This window comes from Reichenbachiella sp., from assembly GCF_039944555.1.
Classification (GTDB): domain Bacteria; phylum Bacteroidota; class Bacteroidia; order Cytophagales; family Cyclobacteriaceae; genus Reichenbachiella.
This window is the reverse complement of the sequence record NZ_JBDUYN010000016.1, coordinates 175,217-195,803: the sequence shown is the minus strand read 5'-3', so window position 1 is coordinate 195,803 and position 20,587 is coordinate 175,217. Positions and strand designations below refer to the sequence as shown.

Here is a 20,587-nt window from a genome sequence, read left to right as displayed (position 1 = left end):
AAAATACGATTTGGAAAATTATCAGGACAAGCTATTTCCATTTGCTTACAATATTGTAGGGTCTGTCGAAGACGCAAAAGATGTGGTACAAGATGTAGTAATCAAACATTATGCATCAGATTCGGCAGGCATAGATAACGTTATGGGCTATCTGGTTAAATCTGTGATTAACCATGCGATCAATACCAAAAAGCGAAATCAAAAGATAGTGGCGGATCGTCTCTGGTTGCCAGAACCAATGGCCACTGATCGGTCAGATGCTAACATCAATAGAGAGGAAATCATCTCTTATTCCCTATTGGTGATGCTTGAGAAACTTAGCGCCCGAGAGAGAGCCGTTTTTATACTAAAAGAGGCCTTTGATTATTCACATAGCGAAATAGGGGATGTACTGGATATCAGTATTGAGAATGCTCGAAAACTTTTGAGCAGGTCCAAGAAGAAAATACATTCAGAGGAATATCAGTGTGCACCTGCAAATCACAAACAATCGTCAAGTTATCTGAATGATTATATAAAGGCAATCAAGAATGGTGATGTGAAGTCACTCGAAAAAATGCTCAGCGAAGATATCAGCTTGACGGCTGATGGAGGAGGACAGATCAAAGTGGTCAGAGAATTGACAGAGGGTAGAAAGTTGAGCCTAAAGATCTTGTTTTATGTTTTCCAGACTTATCAGGAATTTCAAACTATTAAGATCACCGAGGTCAACCATCAGCCTGCATTGCTGTTTTATGATGATGAAACATTGACCAACTGCCAGGTATTCGAACTGGACGAAAGCCAATCCATGGTGAAAAAGATATACTCTGTTTTGGACCCCGCCAAACTAGAGTTGCTTTCTTAAGATACCGGTGTCACGTTCTGGAGTGATTGTTTGTCATTGAGTTGTAACATTAAAAATACAACTAGATGCAAACACTACTAAGAATTGATTCGAGCTCTCGAGTCGAGGGGTCTCACTCCCGCGAGTTGGGAGATTACTTTGAAAAGCGATGGAAAGCAGCTCATCCCAAAGGGCAAGTGATACATCGGGATTTGGTCAGTAGCGTACTACCACATATCCACAACGATACAATCGAAGGTTTTTGCACAGCTCCGGAAGCACTGGACGAAAGGAAGCAAAAAGCAACCAAACTTTCAGACCATCTCATCTCCGAGCTTAAATCCGCAGATGAATTGTTGATAACCAGTCCTTTGTACAATCTAAATGTTCCATCAAATCTCAAAGCATATTTTGATCAGGTGACAAGAATCGGGCGCACATTTATGGTACAAGATGGTGAATATAAGGGTTTGCTATTGGATAAAGTGGCTTATATCGTAACCGCAAAAGGTGGAAGCTATCAGGGTACGCCGATGGAGGCATATGATTTTCAAGGCCCTTACCTAACAGCCATTCTGCATCATGTAGGAATCCCGGTAAGAAAAATCTTCAACCTCGAGGGAACCGCTGACCAGGGAACACTGGTCAGCAATAAAATAAAACTGACCCAATCAATTGATTCAATGTTTAACCATAAAAATTTAGCATATGAAGACTATGAATAAAACTGACTTCTTTAATGATGTATTAGAAAACAAGGCCTCTATTATCGAACCCAAAGAGGGGGAATCATTCGAAATGAATGGCATCGCTTTCACCTTCAAAGTGACCAGCGAGATGTCTAATGATCAGTTAGGAGTATATGAGATCGTTTTAGCTCCAATGGCGATTGGCGCCAAACTACACTATCATCGGTTTATGGATGAGACTTTTATTGTAGCCAAAGGTGTGCTGACCATTCAAGTTGGGGATGAGGAGCAGCAGGCCGGACCTGGTACGGTCGTGTATGCGCCGCGTTTTACTCCGCATGGATTTAGAAATGACACTGAGGAGGAAGTGAAATTGATCCTACTGTTCAATCCATCTCAGAAAAGAGAAAATTTTTTCAGAGGATTGTCTGAGACTTTGAGTGAAGAAACCATTGATCCTGAGAAGTATCTCAAATTATACAACAAGTATGACAGCTTTCCGGTGGACACATCGAATATGCTGCCGGTTAGAGAATAATTTAAGGTAGCAACTCTTACTGGGGTAGGGTAAAAGGAATCTTCTTCGTTTCATTATTAAGCAAGATTAAAGTAGACCAGAAATAGAGTTCTTAGACTCTTAGAATTACTGATAATTAAAATTTAGATTTTTAGGTTAAGGTGACAAACAGCCTCGGGGTGCAGATCTCGGGGCTGTTGTTTTATAACCTTTTGAACTTATCTTCGTTTTCTTTATTCTATTTTATAGAAAAAGTCTGAATTTGTATAAATTGTTATCATGACTCTACTTTCGCGAACTGAAGAAATGCTTTTGCTGATGGTATGCAAGCTTCAAGACGAAGCCTACGGTATGCAAATCAGAAACGAAGTAAAATCTCTAACCGGCAAACTGTATTCCATAGGAGGAATCTATGTCCCATTAGATCGTTTAGTGGCCAAGGGTTTCCTTGAGATGCAGGATATCGAGGCATCAGGTGATCGTTTAGGCCGGCCAAGGCGGAGGTTTACCATAACGGCTGAGGGCATTCAGGTTTTGAAAGAGACCCGTCAGATAGAGCAATCTATGTGGGAGTTACCAGATGCCGTGATGAAGAAAATGAAATTGGCATGAATGATCGAAAAACGAGAATTCCATGGCTTGGCATACAGCTTCTCAAGATGCTGGTACCCGAGGAAAACCTTTCACTGATTATTGGTGATTTTGAAGAATACCTGGCTGAAGAAGAGCAGGAGAAAGGACGAGTGGCTGTACTGCTAATGTTTTGGGTCCAAATTCTCAAATCAGTTCCGGCCTTTATGATTCAATCTTTGAGATTCAGAATTCTAATCTTCAATCATGCCATACATATGGCAGTTAGAAATATGAAAAGGCATTTCTCTGATGCATTGCTCAACCTGATAGGGTTATCAGTAGGGATTGCTGGATTTCTAATCATTATGATGTACGTGCAAGACGAACTTTCATACGACCAGTTTCATCAGAAATCCGAACGAATACACAGAGTATTGGATTTTCGCAAGGTTAATGACATAGGCGAAGAATCAGCAAGTGCACCCACCCCGCTTGCCGAAAGGATGATACTTGACTATCCGGATCAGATTCAGGCAGTGGTTCGTTTCTTTAATTTTCAGGCGCCGACCCTGGCCCTGGCCTCTTACTCCGAATTGGGAGAAATAAGGCAGTTCAACGAGCCAAGGTTATATTTTGTTGACGGTGAAATTTTTGATGTTTTTGATTTTAAGCTCAAACAGGGGAATCAGGAATCTGCCTTATCAGGCCCTAATAAAATTGTTTTAACTGCTGATATGGCAGCCAAATATTTCGATAAGAAAGACCCCATTGGCAAAACACTTCGATTTGAGGACAAAACAGATTTTGTGGTCTCAGGTGTACTGGAACCTCCACCATCAAATACTCATTTGAAATTTGATTTTTTAGTTTCGTTTGAAACTCTTGATAATCCTATTGTCATGCGCGAGCGATTGCGTACCAGCTGGATATGGAATCCCTGCTGGACCTATCTTTTGTTAAAGCCAGGTGTTTCCCCGGAAGTACTGGAAAGACAGTTTCCAACATTTGTGGCTAAACATTTTCCTGAATCACGCCGAGGCAGGGTTAAACTCTATTTGCAGCCGTTAGAAGCTATTCATTTGCATTCAAATCTGGATTATGAAATGTCTCCGAACAGCAGCATGATTTATGTTCGGATTTTTGTGGCAATTGCTGTTTTCATCCTTCTTATCTCTTGTATCAATTTTGTAAACCTGGTCACAGCTCGGGCAAACAGAAGATTTGCTGAAATTGGGATTCGTAAAATTTTAGGAAGTAGCAGGACTCAGCTGATTTGGCAACTTATACATGAGTCATTTTTTCTAAGTTTTGTAGCACTCTGTCTTGCACTTATTTTGGTGTGGCTGGCTATACCATATGTAAATGAATTGACAGCCAAAGATTTGGTGTTTTCTCCATTGCAAAATCCATGGGTGCTGAAATGGCTAATTATTACCTATTTGGGAGTAAGTGTAGTATCAGGTATTTATCCAGCCTTTTATATAGCTGATATTCAACCGATTCAGGCGATAAAGGGACGTGTGCTCAAAGGTGCTGCCAATGGAATTTCACTCAGACAATGTTTGGTTGTAGGACAATTTGGATTGTCCATGCTATTAATCATAGGAACCCTCGTTGCATTTACGCAATTCGATTATCTGCAAAAGCGTCAATTAGGATTTAAACCGGAGCAAGTACTCCTGCTACCAACGCTTCGATCGCCCATCATGGGCCACTACGAGGCACTAAAAGCTGACTTGTTGCAAAATACCAGTATTGTCTCACTTACAACAGTCGAGGATGTTCCAGGGATGCGGCATCAAACCGGAGGGTATAAGACTGCAGATGGTACTGAACAACAATTTGCCAGATTAATTGTGCATGACGATTTTGCACGGACACTGGGAGTTGAGTTGGTGACCGGCAGAGATTTCAGCCATGAATTCGGTACAGATGCTGAAGAGTCCATTGTTGTCAATGAGGAAATGATCAATCAATTGGGCTGGGGAACACCAGAAAACGCCCTGGGAAAAGTACTCAATGATGCAAAAGTAATTGGAGTGGTGAAGGATTTTCATTTTTCATCACTTCATCACCCGATTGGGCCTTTTGTATTGGAGAGAGTCTACAACGATGCAAGGTCATTGTCGTTTTCTGCCAGATATATCGCCATTCGAATGGAAACCAAAGAGATCGCTGAAACACTTGGCTTTATAGAGGGCAAGTGGAAGTCGTTGGTTCCGAATGCGCCGTTTGAGTATAAATTTTTGGATAACATGCTCAACTCACAATACAAAGCTGAGTCCACACTGAGCACATTGGTAGCTATTTTCTGCTCACTGTCATTGCTTATAGCCTGTATGGGACTTTATGGTTTGGCCTCTTTTGCGGCTCGGCAAAGGTTAAAGGAAGTAGGCATCAGAAAAGTCATGGGAGCGTCTGTTACTAATTTGGTCTTGATGCTTTCATCGTCATTCCTAAAATTAGTCGGATTGGCCGTTTTGATAGCGTGGCCGGTTGCCTATTTTTTACTAAATGAATGGCTTCAAGAATTTGCCTATCGAATTGATATCAACGTTTGGCCATTCTTGACATCAGGACTACTGGGCTTTTTTGTAGTCTTTATTACTGTGAGTTTTCAGGCCCTCAAAGTTTCTCTTGTCAACCCAGTTCATACCCTTCGCAATGAGTGATATTCCGTACTGGTACTAAGGCATTTCTTCTTATCGGGATCTATCAATTGATATTGTGACTTTATCACTCGCTTTGGATTCTTAAGACAAAGGCTCATTGATCCTGAAAAATTTTCAAGCTATCTTAGAATTCAACATTACAGCCCATGAAGAACCAACTCTTAATTCCAATTCTGTTTTTTTCTATTGCCTGTGACAACCCTAACGGTGAAATGTATGGAGATTTAGAAGTGTTTGAGAACTTAATGGAGGTTCCGAATACAGAACAACCCGCTCCACCGCAAGAAGATGTTTCTGAGCAGTTAACTAAGAAAGTAGTCAAAACCGGTGGCCTCGATTTTCAATCAGAGGATATAGAAAAAGACTATAGAATAATTCGTGAAATGCTGCCTCAATTCAATGCCTACATTGAAAACGAAAATCAGACCAAATCAGTCCATCGAATAAGCTACAGCCTGACCGTCAGAGTGCCCTCAGGCGTTTATGATACCCTATACGGTTCGTTTTCCAATATGGCGTATCGTCTTGACAATAAATACTCGAACATTGAAGACGTAACTGAACGCTACTACGATCTCAAAACAAGAATCAAAAATAAGAAAGCACTTGAACAGCGATATATCCAGCTTTTGGACAAAGCAAGCGCGGTAAAAGACATTCTTGAGATCGAAAGAAATCTAAATCAGGTCAGAACGGATATTGAACGCCTGGAAGGACAATTCAACTATTTGAGTAAGCGGGTTAACTTTAGCACCATTCACCTCTCCTTTTATGAAGTATTACCCTATGTTTATGATTCTTCACAACGGCCGGGGTTTGGAGCACGAATTTTAAGCGCGTTAGCAGACGGATGGCAAGGTCTACTGTCGTTGCTGGTCGGACTAGCGACCTTGTGGCCATTTGTTCTTCTTACGGTTGGAGGAATCTTTCTTTTTAGAAGAGTCAGAAAGAACAGGAAGAAATAAGTATACCCTATAACTCATGACACCTCATCCTCTTAAAACTCATATCGACGAAATTGTGTCACTCACTGATGATGAGTTCGAATATATACTAAGCTATTTCAAACCGGTAAAGAAGCGGAAGCATCAATTCATTGTGCAGGAGGGAGAGCTGGCTACCAAAGAATATTGGGTCATCAAAGGATGTTTGAAATCCTACTTCTTCGACGAAACAGGAAAGGAACATATTCTCCAGTTTGCTATGGAAAATTGGTGGACCACAGACTACGACTCCTTTCTAAATAAAACACCTTCCAAAACATCCGTAGACTGCATAGAAGATTGTGAATTGTTATCTATCACTTTTGAAAATCGCGAAAAGCTAACCTTAGAGATGCACAAAATGGAGAGGTTTTGGTCTAAAAAAACCAAGCTAGGCTATGTGGCTGCGCAAAACAGAATCCTCTCGCTATTGAAAAACACAGCTGCCGAAAGATACGATATCCTGCTCAACCAGTACCCTCAACTTTTCCAACGTGTACCTAAAAAACTCATCGCCTCCTATCTGGGTGTGTCCAGAGAAACCTTGAGCAGAATGGATTCATAAATACATTTACCCAGACAAATCCATATTTTCTTTTCATGTGACCTACCTCACAAAAACGTTGTGACATAGCTCCTATGTGCTTAGAAGCGGCCTTTTCACCTTTGTGAAGTAATTTATTTATAACCAAAATGAAAAGGCCATGCCATACATTAATATCAAAGTCACGGACGAACAAGTGACCCGAGAACAAAAGCAGCAGCTGATAGCAGGAGCTACACAGCTGGTGGTAGACATCCTCAGCAAGAATCCCGATACAACCCATGTTGTCATCGATGAGGTACCTGTCGACAACTGGGGAGTATCAGGAAAGCAGTATTCAGTCATTAAAAATTTGAAGTAAAAATGGAAAACAAAACAATAATCGTAACTGGTGCCTCATCGGGTATCGGGAAAGAAATAGCCAGACTATTTTTGGAAAAGGGCAGCAATGTCGTGCTCAATTCCTCGAATGAGGAAAACCTAAAGGCGGCCCGTTTAGAATTGGGTTCACCCGAGCGTGTCATCTGCGTAACCGGGGATATTGCAAAAAAATCGATAGCTGATAAAATTGTAAGTACAGCTATAGAGAAATTTGGAACCATAGATGTCTTGGTCAACAATGCTGGCGTGTTTCAGCCGAAACCATTTCTTGATGTAGCCGATGATGATTTGAACCGATTCCTGAACATCAATTTCAAAGGGACACTCTTTGCTTCTCAGGCAGCTATCAAACATATGATTGCACAAGGTGGTGGTTCCATCATTAACATTGGGACCGTACTGGTAGACCACGCCATAGCCGGCTTTCCGGCAACAGCAGCGGTGGCTAGCAAAGGAGCCATTCATGCCCTGACGAGACAGTTGGCAGCGGAGTTTGGGAAAGACAATATCAAAGTCAACACAATAGCACCAGGGATCATCAGAAGCCCATTGCAAGGGAAAATAGGTGTTGAAGACGCGGATAGTTTAGCTGGGCTTCACCTACTCAACAGAATCGGAGAAGCAAAGGAAGTAGCGGAAGCAGCTTACTATCTGGCAGATGCCGATTTCATCACAGGAGAAACAATTAATGTGGCTGGCGGACACACCGTTGGGCATGCCATTTAAAAAATTTAGGTCATGTACATAAACAAAGCAGAGCAAGTCACTAAAGTCATCAAAAACTACTTTGATGGTATCTACTATGGTGACATAGAAAAGTTAAGGAGAAGTTTTGGCGATGATGTTCATCTCTACGGTGATGTGAAAGGAGACGAATACTTGAAATCGCTGGATGAATACCTCGAGGGCGTAAAAAATCGCAAGAGTCCCAGTGAGCTCAATGAGAAAAATCAGATGGAAATCCTCTCGATTGAAATAATCGGTAATGTAGCCATAGCCAAACTTCATGTGCCTATGTTGGGTTTCAACTATTATGATTTTCTATCCTTAAGCCTGGTTCAAGGGGAATGGAAAATTGTAAATAAGTTGTTCACTCACGTGGAGTAAGTGAATCAGTAGAATTATTCAACTCGGATATTTTTATCTCCGATATGTTTGTCCGAGTTGAAATTTTTTCATACCTTGCTACAAATTATCAATGATATGTTTAGTAAAGCTTGTGAATACGGCTTAAAAGCAATGATCTCAATTTCCGCGAAGTCCTCCAGAGGAGAACGTACTAACCTCAAGGAGATCGCAGGTGATATTGACTCACCCGAACAGTTTACTGCTAAAGTATTGCAGCAGCTTTCAAGAAATAAATTGATTCACTCCGTACAGGGCGCATATGGTGGATTTGAAATCCCCAAGGATAAACTGAGCAAAATAAGATTGATAGATATCGTAAGAACCATAGATGGAGAAAAGATTTTTACAGGTTGTGGTTTGGGGTTGGAAGCATGCGACGCGAACAGACCATGTCCTATTCATCACAAGTTTGCTGAGATTAGAAACAATCTGGCCAAAGTATTGAACGAAACAAGTTTAGAAGAACTCGCAACTGGCGTAACAGGAGGATTGACTTTTCTGCATAGATAAAAAAAATTTAACCAAAACTCGGATAAAATTATCCGAGTTAACTTAAAACAAATTATGGACAAATGAAAACCTTAGAACAATCATTCTCCCAGACCAAGGTATTACTTTGGTATCTAGGCGTCAATTTTCCGCTCGTCGCCATTTCATGGTACGTACATTATTTATTAGTATCAATCAGCGAAACCTATGGTCACAACTATATGGAATCCTTTGGATTATGGTTTCTGATGGCCTTCAAAATAGTAGGCGCCAACCTAATTCTTACTGTAATTATTTTTGACAGAAAAATCACAAAGTCATGAAAAATGGAGCGCAACATTTGGTTAAATGGACTTGGTTGATGGTGGTTGCTGCACTACTGTTGGTGATCGTCTGTGTAGTTCCGGGGTTTCAATATCTCGTATTTGAAGTGACTATGATAGGTTCGGTTATTTCGATTGTTTGGGTTGGCTTTCTTCTTCATGCCACTTCTCATTAGACGGCGCATTTGCATGAATCGGACTTTTTGAAGCATTAAGCTAAATTTTTTTCTTGTTGGTCGGCAAAATTATTATATTAGTAACTGGTTACGTATATAATAACATATAAATGATCTTAAATCAAATAGGAGAAATGGCGTTGGGCAGTAGGCTAAGAATGCTAAGCGAGGTGGTTACACAAGATGCTCAACAGATTTACGAGCTTTATGAGGTGGAGCTTAAACCCAAATGGTTCCCTGTTTTTTATGTCCTTTCTCAGGGACACTCTGCAAAATCAATTACCGAAATAGCCAATGAAATAAATCATTCGCATCCATCAGTTATTAAGATTGTTCGGGAAATGTCAAGATCAGGGCTAGTTGATGAAAAGAAGGACGAAGCAGACGGAAGGAAAAATAATATCTATTTGACACCCAAAGGGGTCGAAATTTCGATTCGCATAAAGGATCAGTATCTCGATGTAAATGCTGCTGTTCAAAAAGCGCTTAAGCAAACCAAACACAATATCTGGCTGGCCATGCAGGAATTTGAATATCTGCTGGAAGAGAAATCTTTGTACTTACGTGTTCAGGAGGAAAGAAAAATCAGAGAGTCAGCAAACATTCAAATAGTCGAATATGAATCCAGGTTCCGCAGCGATTTCAAGAAACTAAACGAAGAATGGATTACCGCTTATTTCAAATTAGAACAGGCGGACAGCATAGCACTGGACAACCCTGAAGGATACATTTTGGATAAAGGAGGAGCCATCTTGATTGCGCTTGATAAAAACGAAGTTTTAGGTGTTTGTGCCCTTTTGAAAATGAATGATGAAAACTATGACTATGAACTGGCAAAAATGGCTGTTTCTCCAATGGCCAAGGGCAAGGGTATTGGTTCCTTACTGGGAAAGGCAATCGTCGATAAAGCGAGGTCTTTAGGTGCTTCCAATATTTATTTGGAAAGTAATACCATTTTGAAACCAGCTATATCGCTTTACGAAAAATTGGGATTTAAAAAGGTAGCAGGTCATCCCACACCATATGAAAGGTGTAATATTCAAATGGAGTTGAAATTGAATTAAACTGATGGAGTTTCACAACAAAGTCGCCATGATCATAAAGAATGATCTATTGGATTGGCAAAAGCTCAATGTGGCATCCTTTCTGGCCGGTTCGATTGCCATAGCGTTTCCTGAAACACATGGGAAAGCATTTGAGAATGCTTCCGGTTCTGAATACCTGCCATTTATAAAGCAGCCCATTTTAATCTATAAAGCAGATGATAAGGCCCAGATAGATCGGGCTTTTTCAAGAGCGAAAGAAAGAGAATTGTATATTGGCATTTATACCCATGCACTATTCGCTACCAAGAACGAAGAGGAAAATCATGCCGTGATCCTGAAATCAACCGACGAAGATCAGGAGCTGGTTGGAATTGTGCTATATGGAGAAAATCGGAAAGTAAGCAAGGCACTCGATGGGCTTGGGTTCCATGGGTGAAATATGCTTAAATTAGTCTTCTGCCAAGATTATGAAAATGAATTTCAAACCAAAATTTACCAATTTCAAGAAGAAAGTTGAAGACAGCTTCAACCGACAACAGTTTATGGAATTGATCGGTGCCAAACTGGTTGATGTAAAGCCTGGCTATTGCGAAATTCAGGTGCCCTATGATCAGACATTGACACAACAACATGGTTTTTTTCATGCCGGTATCATAAGTACCATTGCCGACAATGCGGCAGGATATGCAGGCTTTTCATTGATGGAAGAAAGCTCATCTGTGCTCACCGTAGAATTCAAATTGAATCTTCTATCCCCAGGTGATGGCGAGCTATTAATTGGAAAGTCCAATGTTTTAAAAAATGGCAGAACATTAACCATCTGTAGGTCTGAAATATATATCCGAAAAAATGGAGAGGAAAAGCTTTGCGCAGCCTCTCAAACAACCCTAATTGAGCTAAAGGATAGGTCGGATAAGAATGAGACTGCCTAACATACAATTAGAGCTAGTAAGAACACAAAAAAGAGACTGTCTCAAAAGGCCAAAAGTGACGTCTTTTCGAGGAATCGAGAAATCTCAAACAACTGATATTCAGTTCTTTAAAAGATTGAGGTTTCTCCCTTTTTGGTCGAAATGACGACTTTTGAGACAGTCTCTTCAAATTATGAGTTCAAGCACCTTTTATGGTATCACTTTAAAGCCAATAGTAAGATTTATCGCTTGATAAATTTGCTTACGGAATTGTTCACCGTTAGTGTGTACATCCCTGACATTAGTGCAGAAATGTCTATGCGAATCTCATTTTCAGAGACAGAGCGTGACAGCACTTCCCTTCCATAAAAATCATGAATGATCAGCTTAGTATCCACTTGGACGTCCCGAATATTCAGGTGAATGAAATGGTTGGTTGGATTAGGGTATAACACGACATCGCTGGTTGTTTCAATCGAATGGTCAATTTTCTCTCTTACTCTTGCTGAACCGCCACTGCCAGTTGCTTCAAAATGAGCCCAGCCTATGGTGCCAGAAAAATGGATGTAATAATTGCCGTCGATTCTGGCGGGCATCGAATTGGCCCAGGCGTTGGTGAAATCTACACCGTTGATCTCTACCAGATCTGCGGCCCATGAATTGATGATATCTATATTTCCAGAGGTCACCCAGCAGAAATCGCCGGGGCCATCATGACTGAATGGTAGCGATATCGCAGTAGACGAGCTGCATCCACCCGAGCCATCTGCTGCGAAGGTCGCTGTAATGCTTTTATTGGCATTCATGGTTACGTCTGTTGAGCTGTTAGTACCAGATGCATCTCCGGACCAACTTACAAAGTGCCAGCCGGCATCGGCTGTAGCTGTGGCAGTTACAACTGTTCCGTCAGCGTAAGACCCACCAGCAGGATTTAGAGATACTGATCCGGAGCCAGTAGCACTGGTACTCAAAGTATATGGCCCTCCATTGCTGCTGCCTGTGATTTCGAACCAGTTTAGATTCCAGCCTGCTGCAGTAGCCGCAATGGCTATGTCTTGCTCACCTGCAGTTAGAGTCACCTCATGCGAAATTGTTTGCCAGTTTTGCCAACCGCCCGTATTAGGCATGCCAATGGTTCCGAAGACTGGAGCGCCGCCTTTTTGTTCGAAGCTCAGGCTACCATTTCCAGTCAAACTCGCCACGCGGTAGCTCACCATATAAGTCCCTGTGCTTGGAACATTCACACGATAGGACATCCAATCGCCGGCATCAATATACCCTACATTTTGACCTCCTTCGCTGGAATCTTCCAATTGAATGCCCTCAGATTCGCAAAAATCCTCAGCTTCAATCACACCAGTTATAGCATGAGCTGTACACTCATTTGGATCAACACCGCCACCAATTTCGAGCCAGTTGAGGTTCCAGCCCCCAGATCCGGCTGCTATGGCTACACTTTGTACACCGGCCGTCAGTTGTACGTCATGCGAAATCGTTTGCCAGTTTTGCCATCCTCCGGTTGATGGTACGCTGATCGTACCGAAAAGAGGCGTACCTCCTTTTTGTTCAAGCCTGATCGATCCTCCTCCAGATAAGCTGGCAACTCTATAGCTGATTTGATAGGTACCCGTACTTGGTACATCAATACGATAAGCCATCCAATCATCAGTATCGATATAGCCCACGTTTTGGCCACCCTCAGACGAGTCTTCTAGCTGAACACCCTCAGATTCACAGTAAGACTCTGCTTCTATAGTAGTTGCTCCATTGATATTTATGGCGGTAGCATTGTCACAGTCGCTACCGCCGTTACCGTTTCCCGAGTAACTTTGCACAATGCTTTTGACCACTCCACCTGACCAGGTGAGGTCATTGTCCGACCAGCCGCCGGTAGTGCTGGCACCGGCATTGACAGCTGAGGCTCCTTCCGCCTTGTCGTTGATAGACCAGTTGCAGTGTGAAAGTTTATTGGCTTTCATCCAGCTCACCCATTCATTGGTAGAACTTTCATTCACAGATCCGTTTCCGTCTGCGTTTACAGTTCCCCATTCGGTCACAAACAAGGCCAATCCTGCATTAAGGGCGGCGTCTCCTTTGGCTCTCAGGCTTCCGAAGTGCGTGCCGGCATAAAAGTGAAGCGTATAAGCAGTGTTCGAATCGTTGATGGCGTTGCCGATGACTTGATCGACATCCTGGGACCAGGTGGGTGTACCTACGATCACAAGATTCTGCGAATGCGCTCTGATGCCGGAAATCACATCCTCTGCATAAGGTTTAATGTCGCTTCCCCACGATACTTGCAAGGGTTCGTTGTAGATCTCAAAAATCACATTTGGAGAGCTTCCATACTTTTGAGCCATTTCGGTAAAAAAGGCTTTTGACTGTGCCCAGTAAGCTGGCGCATCATGAGTATGAAAATCAATGATCACATAGATACCGGCCGCAATTGCTGCATCTACAACGGTCTCTACTTTGGCTTTATTACCAGCGGGGTCGTCAGCATAGCCCCCGCCGCCTTCCACGCCCATGGCGGCTCTAATGATAGTGGCATCCCAGTCATCTTTGACCCAATTGACTACACCGACGTTGTAGAATTTATCTCCACCCCAGCCATTGTTGCTCCAAAACAAACTGGGTCCGGCAAAGTCCACTGCCTGACCTTGTTCGTTTTCAATTCGGTTGCCATTGACTTGAAGTCGCCCGTTTTGTGCTACCACCGACTGAGCATAAATATTACCTGATGCCATCAAAATACAGACAAGCAATGCTAGCCGAAGCAGTGAGGGTATTTTTTTTGCATAACTACTAGCTATGTTTTGTTTAGAAAAGTTGGTTTCCATAATTACTGTTTTAATTGATATTTATTTCTGCTAATGAAATACTGATCTAATTTCTGCAGATCATGACTTTCATCATTTTGTTAATTTAGGGAGAGGCTTGAGGGCATCAAAAAATGCGGGGGCTACATTTTTTCGTCATCTGGGCAACGGATGATTAGTCGTTCGGAGATGGAAAAAACAGGAAAATTTCATTAGAAGATGAGGATTTACCCTTGTTATTTGAAACATAAAAGTGGCTGTCTATCAGTCTCATGTGCTATTTTTATGTAATTAGAATGAGGAGCCTATGGTGTAGAATAAACAGTTGTATTAGCTCTTAGGTGAAAAAAAATCAGGGTATTGGCGAGTGGAGAACAAATACATCAATTTTACTACAAAAGTTATGGAAGAGCTTGTTTCAAGCTCGTTGAGAGGGCTTTTTGGATGACCTTGGACGAATGCTAGATTTTGGCCGTGAAGAGCCAGCTAATGGGGTTGCATTTGGGTATGGTTTTGAAAATCTATACTTTCAGAGGTTGACCATTGTAGATTAATCAACAGCTATTGAGATCATGAAGACTTACCAAAACTATCAGTTAGTACTGATGTTCATTCTTACAGGGTATCTACTGATATTTTCAAACCAATCTTATTCACAGATTCACAGATTAAAGTTTGACCATTTGGGTGTGCGAGACGGCCTCTCCGATGCGACAGTCACCTGCGTGCTTCAGGATCAGAACGGCTTTATGTGGTTTGGTACTTATCGCGGAGTAAGTAGGTTCAATGGATACGAGTTTACCTCGTTTCTTTTTAATGAAAATGAACCAAATGCTCTGCACAACAATGTGATCTCATGCATGCTAGAGGATTATACGGGTAAGATCTGGATTGGAAGTTACAAATTTGGCATTGGAGTTTTTGACCCTCATTTGGAATCTTTCACGCATGTGCAGGGAGGAAGGGCAGATAGCCTGATGTTAGCTAATAATAGCATCAATACTTTGTTTGAAGATTCTGAAAACAATCTATGGGTAGGAACAGAGCATGGCCTGTCTATGATTAGTGCGGACAGGAAGTCGTTCAAAAAGTTTTACGAATCAGATACCTCAAAAAATACATTAAACGACGAAACCATCTACGATATAGCTGAAGGGCCCATGGGAAGAATTTGGATTGCTACAGGTCACAGCAATCTTTGCTATTATGATAAGCAAACAGGCCAATTTACACAGGTAGACTACACCGATGTTTCATTGAATAATGGCTCCGACAACTACCAAAAGAAGATCTACTTTCAAGACAGTTTATTATGGGTCACAAGCAATAAGGGAGGCCTATCAAAATTGAACATCATTTCTAATAGCAAGAAGAGTTATTTGCCTGATTTTTCTAACCGTGGGCCCAGTGCGTGGAAGATTATGGATATGCTGGCTTTTGAAGGCAAACTCTGGTTGGGCACTGACGGGGGAGGGCTGGATATTTTTGATCCGGAGACAGAGATCTTTACTAATTATAAGAATACCAGAAATGACCAGTCGTCCCTTACGAGCAATGTACTTTGGTCGCTGTGCCGGGATCGACAAGATAATATCTGGATAGGAACTTACCAGGGAGGAATCAGCAAATATGATGCTTTGAGTAATTTTTTTCACCTAACGGAAAATGAACCAAGTAATCCCAATAGCCTTTCGGGAAAACCGATCATAAGTTTGTGTGCCCGGCCTGAAGGTGGGCTATGGATTGGTACAGATTGGGGTGGGCTTCAGTTGATAAAGCCAGACGGTACTTTTGACCAATTTGTATGGCAGCAGCATCAAAACAGCCTAAGTACCAACGTAGTGAAGTCGCTTTGCTATGATCGAAACGGCAACTTGCTCATAGGCACATACAATCATGGTCTCAGTTCATATGACACCAAAACGGGCCAATTCAAACATTTCAGTAGTGGCAATGAGTTAAACAGTCTTAGTCATAATAACATCTGGTCGATGTATACGGATAGCAGAGGGATTACATGGCTGGGGACATTGGGTGCTGGAATTGCTACCTACAATCCTGATAAGGAAAGTTTTTCAAGGCCGGATGTCGGATATAGAGAAGGTGGACAGCTTCTTGTTTTTCAGATATTTGAAGACTCACAATCTAACCTGTGGTTTAGTACAGACAGTGGGGTTATCTTTTACAACCGTCGGACTGAGCGTTGGGAGCCTTTTTTATTGAGTGATCGAATTGAAAATTCCAATCACGAAATGAATTATGTAAAATCTGTGATAGAAGACAAATCCCATCATATCTGGTTTGCTACCTCCGCGGGTTTGATCAAGTACATGCCAGAAAATGAAACTTACGAATTAATAGATCAGCTCAGGGATCAGCTGGATTTGCCAGTGCTGGACATGGCGGAGGATGATTATGGTAATTTGATTCTCATAGCTAAAACAAATATTCTGCAATTCGATTTGCTTAAAGAGAAAGCCACTAATTACTATATCAGTGATAACTCTTTCACCACTGGAGCTTTGCTTAAAAAACCTTCTGGCGAAATTATTCTTGGAGGTTTTAACGGGTTAACTACCTTTCATCCCAAGGATCTGAGAAAGAACGACTTTGAACCGAGTGTTTTTTTGACCGAATTCCATGTCTTTAATGAGTCGCAAAAGCCGTTGCATAATAATTCCCCATTAGATACGGTCATTACATTCGATAAAGAACTAAACATTGATTTTCAGCAATCTGTAATCAACTTTAAATACACAGCCCTTAATTACACCCAACCAGAGCGCAATCAATTTGCTTATAAGCTTGAAGGCTTTGACCAGGACTGGAACTATGTAGGCAATAGACGTATAGCCACATATACCAATCTGAATCCCGGTACCTACACTTTCAAAGTAAAAGCTTCTAACAATCATGGAGTCTGGAATGAAGAAGGTAAGTCGATAGAGTTAAATGTTCGTCCTCCATTTTGGAAGACCACTTGGTTTAGTTTTCTGTCAACTTTGCTGATACTTATGAGCCTTTATTCAGTTTATAGAATGAGAATCACACAAGTGAAAAGACGCTTTGAAAACAGGACACTTAAAAATGAGAGAGAAATGATCGGCCTTAAGAATGCCAATCTAAAAGAGCAACTGAATGCTACAAAGAGTGAGCTCACCAATATCACAATGAACTATCTGCACAAAAATCAAAAATTGCAGCAGATTCGTCAGAAAATTGAGGATTCTGTCACCGATGCAAACCAGGCCCTGAAAGGCAAGATGAATCGAATAGTAAAAGAGATTGATAAGGAAATTCAGGATCATGAATATTGGGACAAATTTGAACACCAATTCAATAAATCGCATGACAACTTCCTGGATCGATTCAAACAAACATATCCTGACCTAAGTAAGCGAGAGCTTAGAATTTGCGCCTACCTCAGAATGGGATTGGATAATCACGAAATTTCTACCCTTATGAATGTGGCAGTTCGTACCGTTGAGACCTCCCGCTATCGTATTCGCAAGAAAATTGATTTGGAGGAGCGTCAATCGTTTACCAAGATGATACTTAGGTTCTAACTGCTTGTGAGCATGGTAATGGCTTCATTGTCAGCTACTTTTCGGATACTGAAGTAACCATGAGCGAAAAAAAATAGGCCCACAAAAGAGATCTCTTTGTGAGCCTATGATCTTCATTTATTAAACACTAAAAATTATTGTGCGGCTTGTTGCTGCTGCTTCGATGGTAGATATTTAAGAATCCTAAAGGTGGATCTTATCCCCTTAGGCCTGTTTTTAGCTACAGTTTCGAAAGCAACCTTAAACTCAAGCATCAATCCTTTTTTTGTCAGGTGATGAATCTGTGGTCCTATTGCAAAAACTGATTCCTTAGAATCAGGAATATCAACATCATTAGCCGTGTCGTCATTTAATTGCGTTCCAAAATAACCTTGTACACCTAGCCTTGTTTCGCCGGAAGTCCCTGGCTGGAATCTGCCCTTACCAATGATATGATCAACAGAGTAATTCAGGTGATAGAAATTTCCCACCCTAAGGTCCAAATTAGGCACTTCGGTATACTTGCCATTGAAAGACAAATGATGTCTCAAAGACACTGACAGCGCCGGACTAAACATTAAAGTTTGAGAGTAGTACGGTTGGAAAGTAAAAAATTTAGAACCGGCATTGATCGGTGTGGCTCCTCCACCAAAATCATGAGACCCAATGGGTATAATAAAATCCAATTCAACACGATGAAAATAAGGTATGCCAAACAATTTTTTATTGAACCATTGAATACCCGGACCGATAGTGATATCACCCAAACCATTTTTGCCGACTAAATCATATGGGCTTTTGGAATCGATAATAACAATTGGGACAACCACATTCGCTAGGAAGTTTCCTCCTAATATTTGCTTATTGGATATCCACACGAATTGATTTAATAATAAGGTGCTGGATATGTCAATGGCGTCCGTAGTATTTGGCTTTACCTCGTTGCCATCAGGGTCACGCAATGAACCTGAATAATGCGAGAGATATTCCATAAAGAAAATCCCCGGACCTGGAGGTGAGCCGTCCAATACTGTTGTCAATCCGAAATTCCCGGGAGGTTGAGCTAAATTTTGGGCATTTGCCTGCAGGCCTAGCACAAGACATAGGCTTAAAAAGGTTAAGATTGGTTTTGAAGTCATATATTCTAAGTTTAAGAGATTAAAAAATTTAAAAAATAGAAGCTAATCAAATTATAATAATAATTCAAATATAATTTGTCTAAGAACTGACCTACATAAGTGAATCTAGAAAGAAATGCATTAATGCCATTATAATAATCAATCAGGCTATTATTTATACAAGTATGGCCTGTGGCGATTGCTGCTATTCAATAATAAAAAGGTTATTAAATTTCTTATATCCTATAAAACAGATAAAAAATTTGCAATTCCTGATGTGTTATATATTCTATTTATAAATTATATAATTATTGTTCCAAATAAGAGAAAGTTCTTATAATAAGGAGGAATGAGGTGCTTTATTAATCCCGGTGAACGCTTCGGATTAAAAGCTGATCTTCCTGAGAACCTTTCTGATATAAGAATTTCTTACCTTGGTCATAGCACGGAAATTATCTTTCAATCGATAGGTTGAGAGGAATAATTAATCAGTTCTATAATTTTGGGATTGCCGCTCATTTAGGTAATTTGATTTGTCCTCAATAGAAAGATGAAATTTGACAATTAAAACTGAAGTAAACCGGCACGTTGACCAGCTGTTTAGGCACGAATCTGGCAAGATGGTAGCTGTACTTACCAAAGTATTGGGTACAGCCAACATAGATTTGGCCGAGGACGTGGTTCAGGATGCTATCGTTGAGGCCATCAACCAGTGGACTTACAAAGGAGTGCCGGAAAATCCGACCGGCTGGATTTACAATGTAGCCAAGTTCAAGGCACTCAATTTTATCAAAAGAGAAAAGTTAGGCCAAAAACATTCGGCAGAGCTCGCCCACTTTATTCGATCAGAGTCGGTCATGGAGCCTGTAGCAGATCACTTTTTTTCTGAAGAAGAAATTGCAGACGATCAGTTACGAATGATGTTTACTTGCTGCCATTCATCAATCTCAACAGATTCACAAATAGCACTGACTCTTAAGACTCTCTGTGGTTTCAGTATTCCTGAAATTGCAAATGCCTTTCTCACTAATGAAGAAAACATCAATAAACGATTGGTGAGGGCCAGACAGCATATTCGTGAAAGTAAGCTGAGTTTTGAATTGCCTTTTGGTACTGATTTTGAATCCAGGCTCAATAGCGTATTAGAAACCATTTTTTTGCTATTCAATGAAGGGTACAATGCCTCCGAAGGAGAAGATGCAATCCGCCTGGAGCTTTGTGAAGAAGCCATCCGACTGACGCAATTGATCGCTGATTACCCCAAGATTGATCAAAAAAACCAGGTATGGGCATTATTATCTTTAATGCTTCTGAATACCTCACGGTTTAAATCCAGGGGGAATGAAAATGATGAAATTGTGGAATTGGCCAATCAGGACCGTAAGCTTTGGGACAAAGGCATGATTCAAAAAGGAATTGAGTGCCTTGATAAGTCCATTGAAACAAACGTAATCTCCAAATATCAAATACTAGCTGCCATTTCGGCTCATCATTGTACAGCAGCTGCTTATGAAGACACGGACTGGGAAAGTATTCTTTCACTTTATGACAATTTGATGCAAATAGACGATTCCCCGATCATTTTGCTCAACAAGGCTGTAGCAGTTTCGAAAGTACACGGTTCAGCCAAAGCGATTACTGAACTTGAAAAACTTGGAAACAACCCATTACTCCAAAAGTATCCGTATTACTACACGACACTTGCGGAGCTGAATATGGAGCTAGGGGAATATCAAGCAGCCCTTCAATTCTTCGAAAAATCGATTGCTATTTCCCGCAATCAAAAAGAGATCAGGTACTTAAATGATAAGATAAAATACTGTAAATCAGTTATTTGAACTTAAGTA

General features: G+C 41.1%; 20 protein-coding genes. 18 read left to right on the top strand and 2 right to left on the bottom strand.

The genetic code is table 11. The features are described 5' to 3' along the window. The first annotated feature begins 10 nt into the window (after nucleotides 1-10). From ABJD64_RS23220 to ABJD64_RS23145, 16 genes are all read left to right on the top strand, one after another. Nucleotides 11-847: a sigma-70 family RNA polymerase sigma factor gene (locus ABJD64_RS23220; RefSeq protein ID WP_348181248.1), complete on the top strand. Its 837-nt coding sequence runs from the start codon at nucleotides 11-13 to the stop codon at nucleotides 845-847. A gap of 65 nt (nucleotides 848-912) precedes the next feature. After that, nucleotides 913-1,551: an NAD(P)H-dependent oxidoreductase gene (locus ABJD64_RS23215; protein WP_348181247.1), complete on the top strand. Its 639-nt coding sequence runs from the start codon at nucleotides 913-915 to the stop codon at nucleotides 1,549-1,551. After that, nucleotides 1,535-2,053, top strand: coding sequence for a cupin domain-containing protein (locus ABJD64_RS23210; RefSeq protein WP_348181246.1), 519 nt, complete (start codon nucleotides 1,535-1,537; stop codon nucleotides 2,051-2,053). Before ABJD64_RS23215 ends, ABJD64_RS23210 begins: the two co-directional genes overlap by 17 nt. Nucleotides 2,054-2,311: 258 nt before the next feature. Beyond that, nucleotides 2,312-2,644 carry a PadR family transcriptional regulator gene (locus tag ABJD64_RS23205; protein ID WP_348181245.1) on the top strand — a complete coding sequence of 111 codons (333 nt, stop codon included), beginning with the start codon at nucleotides 2,312-2,314 and terminating at the stop codon, nucleotides 2,642-2,644. After that, nucleotides 2,641-5,277, top strand: coding sequence for an ABC transporter permease (locus tag ABJD64_RS23200; protein WP_348181244.1), 2,637 nt, complete (start codon nucleotides 2,641-2,643; stop codon nucleotides 5,275-5,277). Before ABJD64_RS23205 ends, ABJD64_RS23200 begins: the two co-directional genes overlap by 4 nt. Nucleotides 5,278-5,423: 146 nt before the next feature. Then, nucleotides 5,424-6,242, top strand: coding sequence for a DUF4349 domain-containing protein (locus ABJD64_RS23195; RefSeq protein WP_348181243.1), 819 nt, complete (start codon nucleotides 5,424-5,426; stop codon nucleotides 6,240-6,242). 16 nt (nucleotides 6,243-6,258) lie between these two features. Continuing rightward, entirely contained in the window at nucleotides 6,259-6,825 is a 567-nt protein-coding gene (locus tag ABJD64_RS23190; RefSeq protein ID WP_348181242.1) for a Crp/Fnr family transcriptional regulator, read from the top strand. Between the two features lie 139 nt (nucleotides 6,826-6,964). Beyond that, nucleotides 6,965-7,165, top strand: coding sequence for a 4-oxalocrotonate tautomerase family protein (locus ABJD64_RS23185; RefSeq protein WP_348181241.1), 201 nt, complete (start codon nucleotides 6,965-6,967; stop codon nucleotides 7,163-7,165). 2 nt (nucleotides 7,166-7,167) lie between these two features. Beyond that, nucleotides 7,168-7,911, top strand: coding sequence for an SDR family oxidoreductase (locus ABJD64_RS23180; protein WP_348181240.1), 744 nt, complete (start codon nucleotides 7,168-7,170; stop codon nucleotides 7,909-7,911). Between the two features lie 12 nt (nucleotides 7,912-7,923). Further along, nucleotides 7,924-8,292, top strand: a complete 369-nt coding sequence (locus ABJD64_RS23175) for a nuclear transport factor 2 family protein (protein ID WP_348181239.1) — start codon at nucleotides 7,924-7,926, stop codon at nucleotides 8,290-8,292. A gap of 96 nt (nucleotides 8,293-8,388) precedes the next feature. Then, nucleotides 8,389-8,823, top strand: coding sequence for an Rrf2 family transcriptional regulator (locus tag ABJD64_RS23170; RefSeq protein ID WP_348181238.1), 435 nt, complete (start codon nucleotides 8,389-8,391; stop codon nucleotides 8,821-8,823). Nucleotides 8,824-8,885: 62 nt separating this feature from the next. Continuing rightward, nucleotides 8,886-9,125 carry a hypothetical protein gene (locus ABJD64_RS23165; protein WP_348181237.1) on the top strand — a complete coding sequence of 80 codons (240 nt, stop codon included), beginning with the start codon at nucleotides 8,886-8,888 and terminating at the stop codon, nucleotides 9,123-9,125. Continuing rightward, nucleotides 9,122-9,301: a hypothetical protein gene (locus ABJD64_RS23160; protein WP_348181236.1), complete on the top strand. Its 180-nt coding sequence runs from the start codon at nucleotides 9,122-9,124 to the stop codon at nucleotides 9,299-9,301. Before ABJD64_RS23165 ends, ABJD64_RS23160 begins: the two co-directional genes overlap by 4 nt. Nucleotides 9,302-9,411: 110 nt before the next feature. Next, nucleotides 9,412-10,365: a bifunctional helix-turn-helix transcriptional regulator/GNAT family N-acetyltransferase gene (locus tag ABJD64_RS23155; RefSeq protein ID WP_348181235.1), complete on the top strand. Its 954-nt coding sequence runs from the start codon at nucleotides 9,412-9,414 to the stop codon at nucleotides 10,363-10,365. A gap of 4 nt (nucleotides 10,366-10,369) precedes the next feature. After that, complete coding sequence (locus ABJD64_RS23150) at nucleotides 10,370-10,783, top strand: DUF2000 domain-containing protein (RefSeq protein ID WP_348181234.1); 414 nt, start codon at nucleotides 10,370-10,372, stop codon at nucleotides 10,781-10,783. A 37-nt stretch (nucleotides 10,784-10,820) separates the two neighbouring features. After that, on the top strand, nucleotides 10,821-11,279 hold the full coding sequence (locus tag ABJD64_RS23145; RefSeq protein ID WP_348181233.1) for a PaaI family thioesterase: 459 nt from the start codon (nucleotides 10,821-10,823) through the stop codon (nucleotides 11,277-11,279). Between the two features lie 221 nt (nucleotides 11,280-11,500). On the opposite strand, the gene ABJD64_RS23140 is transcribed toward ABJD64_RS23145, so the two are convergent. Then, a complete protein-coding gene (locus ABJD64_RS23140; protein WP_348181232.1) occupies nucleotides 11,501-14,098 on the bottom strand; it encodes a carbohydrate-binding protein in 2,598 nt (865 codons plus the stop codon). A 551-nt stretch (nucleotides 14,099-14,649) separates the two neighbouring features. On the opposite strand from ABJD64_RS23140, the gene ABJD64_RS23135 reads away from it, so the two are divergent. Continuing rightward, on the top strand, nucleotides 14,650-17,643 hold the full coding sequence (locus tag ABJD64_RS23135; protein ID WP_348181231.1) for a two-component regulator propeller domain-containing protein: 2,994 nt from the start codon (nucleotides 14,650-14,652) through the stop codon (nucleotides 17,641-17,643). A 134-nt stretch (nucleotides 17,644-17,777) separates the two neighbouring features. Here ABJD64_RS23135 and ABJD64_RS23130 read toward each other — a convergent pair whose 3' ends face one another. Continuing rightward, the gene (locus ABJD64_RS23130; protein ID WP_348181230.1) at nucleotides 17,778-18,761 is read right to left on the bottom strand and encodes a transporter; all 984 of its coding nucleotides are present in this window, start codon (nucleotides 18,759-18,761) and stop codon (nucleotides 17,778-17,780) included. A gap of 536 nt (nucleotides 18,762-19,297) precedes the next feature. Here ABJD64_RS23130 and ABJD64_RS23125 point away from each other — a divergent pair. Next, the gene (locus ABJD64_RS23125) at nucleotides 19,298-20,578 is read left to right on the top strand and encodes a sigma-70 family RNA polymerase sigma factor (protein ID WP_348181229.1); all 1,281 of its coding nucleotides are present in this window, start codon (nucleotides 19,298-19,300) and stop codon (nucleotides 20,576-20,578) included. Nucleotides 20,579-20,587 lie beyond the last annotated feature (9 nt).

What these genes read in the sequence shown, in the direction of transcription:
- ABJD64_RS23215 (WP_348181247.1), top strand. Translation starts at nt 913, where the DNA reads ATGCAAACACTACTAAGAATTGATTCGAGCTCTCGAGTCGAGGGGTCT.
- ABJD64_RS23210 (WP_348181246.1), top strand. Translation starts at nt 1,535, where the DNA reads ATGAAGACTATGAATAAAACTGACTTCTTTAATGATGTATTAGAAAAC.
- ABJD64_RS23205 (WP_348181245.1), top strand. Translation starts at nt 2,312, where the DNA reads ATGACTCTACTTTCGCGAACTGAAGAAATGCTTTTGCTGATGGTATGC.
- ABJD64_RS23200 (WP_348181244.1), top strand. Translation starts at nt 2,641, where the DNA reads ATGAATGATCGAAAAACGAGAATTCCATGGCTTGGCATACAGCTTCTC.
- ABJD64_RS23195 (WP_348181243.1), top strand. Translation starts at nt 5,424, where the DNA reads ATGAAGAACCAACTCTTAATTCCAATTCTGTTTTTTTCTATTGCCTGT.
- ABJD64_RS23190 (WP_348181242.1), top strand. Translation starts at nt 6,259, where the DNA reads ATGACACCTCATCCTCTTAAAACTCATATCGACGAAATTGTGTCACTC.
- ABJD64_RS23185 (WP_348181241.1), top strand. Translation starts at nt 6,965, where the DNA reads ATGCCATACATTAATATCAAAGTCACGGACGAACAAGTGACCCGAGAA.
- ABJD64_RS23180 (WP_348181240.1), top strand. Translation starts at nt 7,168, where the DNA reads ATGGAAAACAAAACAATAATCGTAACTGGTGCCTCATCGGGTATCGGG.
- ABJD64_RS23175 (WP_348181239.1), top strand. Translation starts at nt 7,924, where the DNA reads ATGTACATAAACAAAGCAGAGCAAGTCACTAAAGTCATCAAAAACTAC.
- ABJD64_RS23170 (WP_348181238.1), top strand. Translation starts at nt 8,389, where the DNA reads ATGTTTAGTAAAGCTTGTGAATACGGCTTAAAAGCAATGATCTCAATT.
- ABJD64_RS23165 (WP_348181237.1), top strand. Translation starts at nt 8,886, where the DNA reads ATGAAAACCTTAGAACAATCATTCTCCCAGACCAAGGTATTACTTTGG.
- ABJD64_RS23160 (WP_348181236.1), top strand. Translation starts at nt 9,122, where the DNA reads ATGAAAAATGGAGCGCAACATTTGGTTAAATGGACTTGGTTGATGGTG.
- ABJD64_RS23155 (WP_348181235.1), top strand. Translation starts at nt 9,412, where the DNA reads ATGATCTTAAATCAAATAGGAGAAATGGCGTTGGGCAGTAGGCTAAGA.
- ABJD64_RS23150 (WP_348181234.1), top strand. Translation starts at nt 10,370, where the DNA reads ATGGAGTTTCACAACAAAGTCGCCATGATCATAAAGAATGATCTATTG.
- ABJD64_RS23145 (WP_348181233.1), top strand. Translation starts at nt 10,821, where the DNA reads ATGAATTTCAAACCAAAATTTACCAATTTCAAGAAGAAAGTTGAAGAC.
- ABJD64_RS23140 (WP_348181232.1), bottom strand. Translation starts at nt 14,098, where the DNA reads ATGGAAACCAACTTTTCTAAACAAAACATAGCTAGTAGTTATGCAAAA.
- ABJD64_RS23135 (WP_348181231.1), top strand. Translation starts at nt 14,650, where the DNA reads ATGAAGACTTACCAAAACTATCAGTTAGTACTGATGTTCATTCTTACA.
- ABJD64_RS23130 (WP_348181230.1), bottom strand. Translation starts at nt 18,761, where the DNA reads ATGACTTCAAAACCAATCTTAACCTTTTTAAGCCTATGTCTTGTGCTA.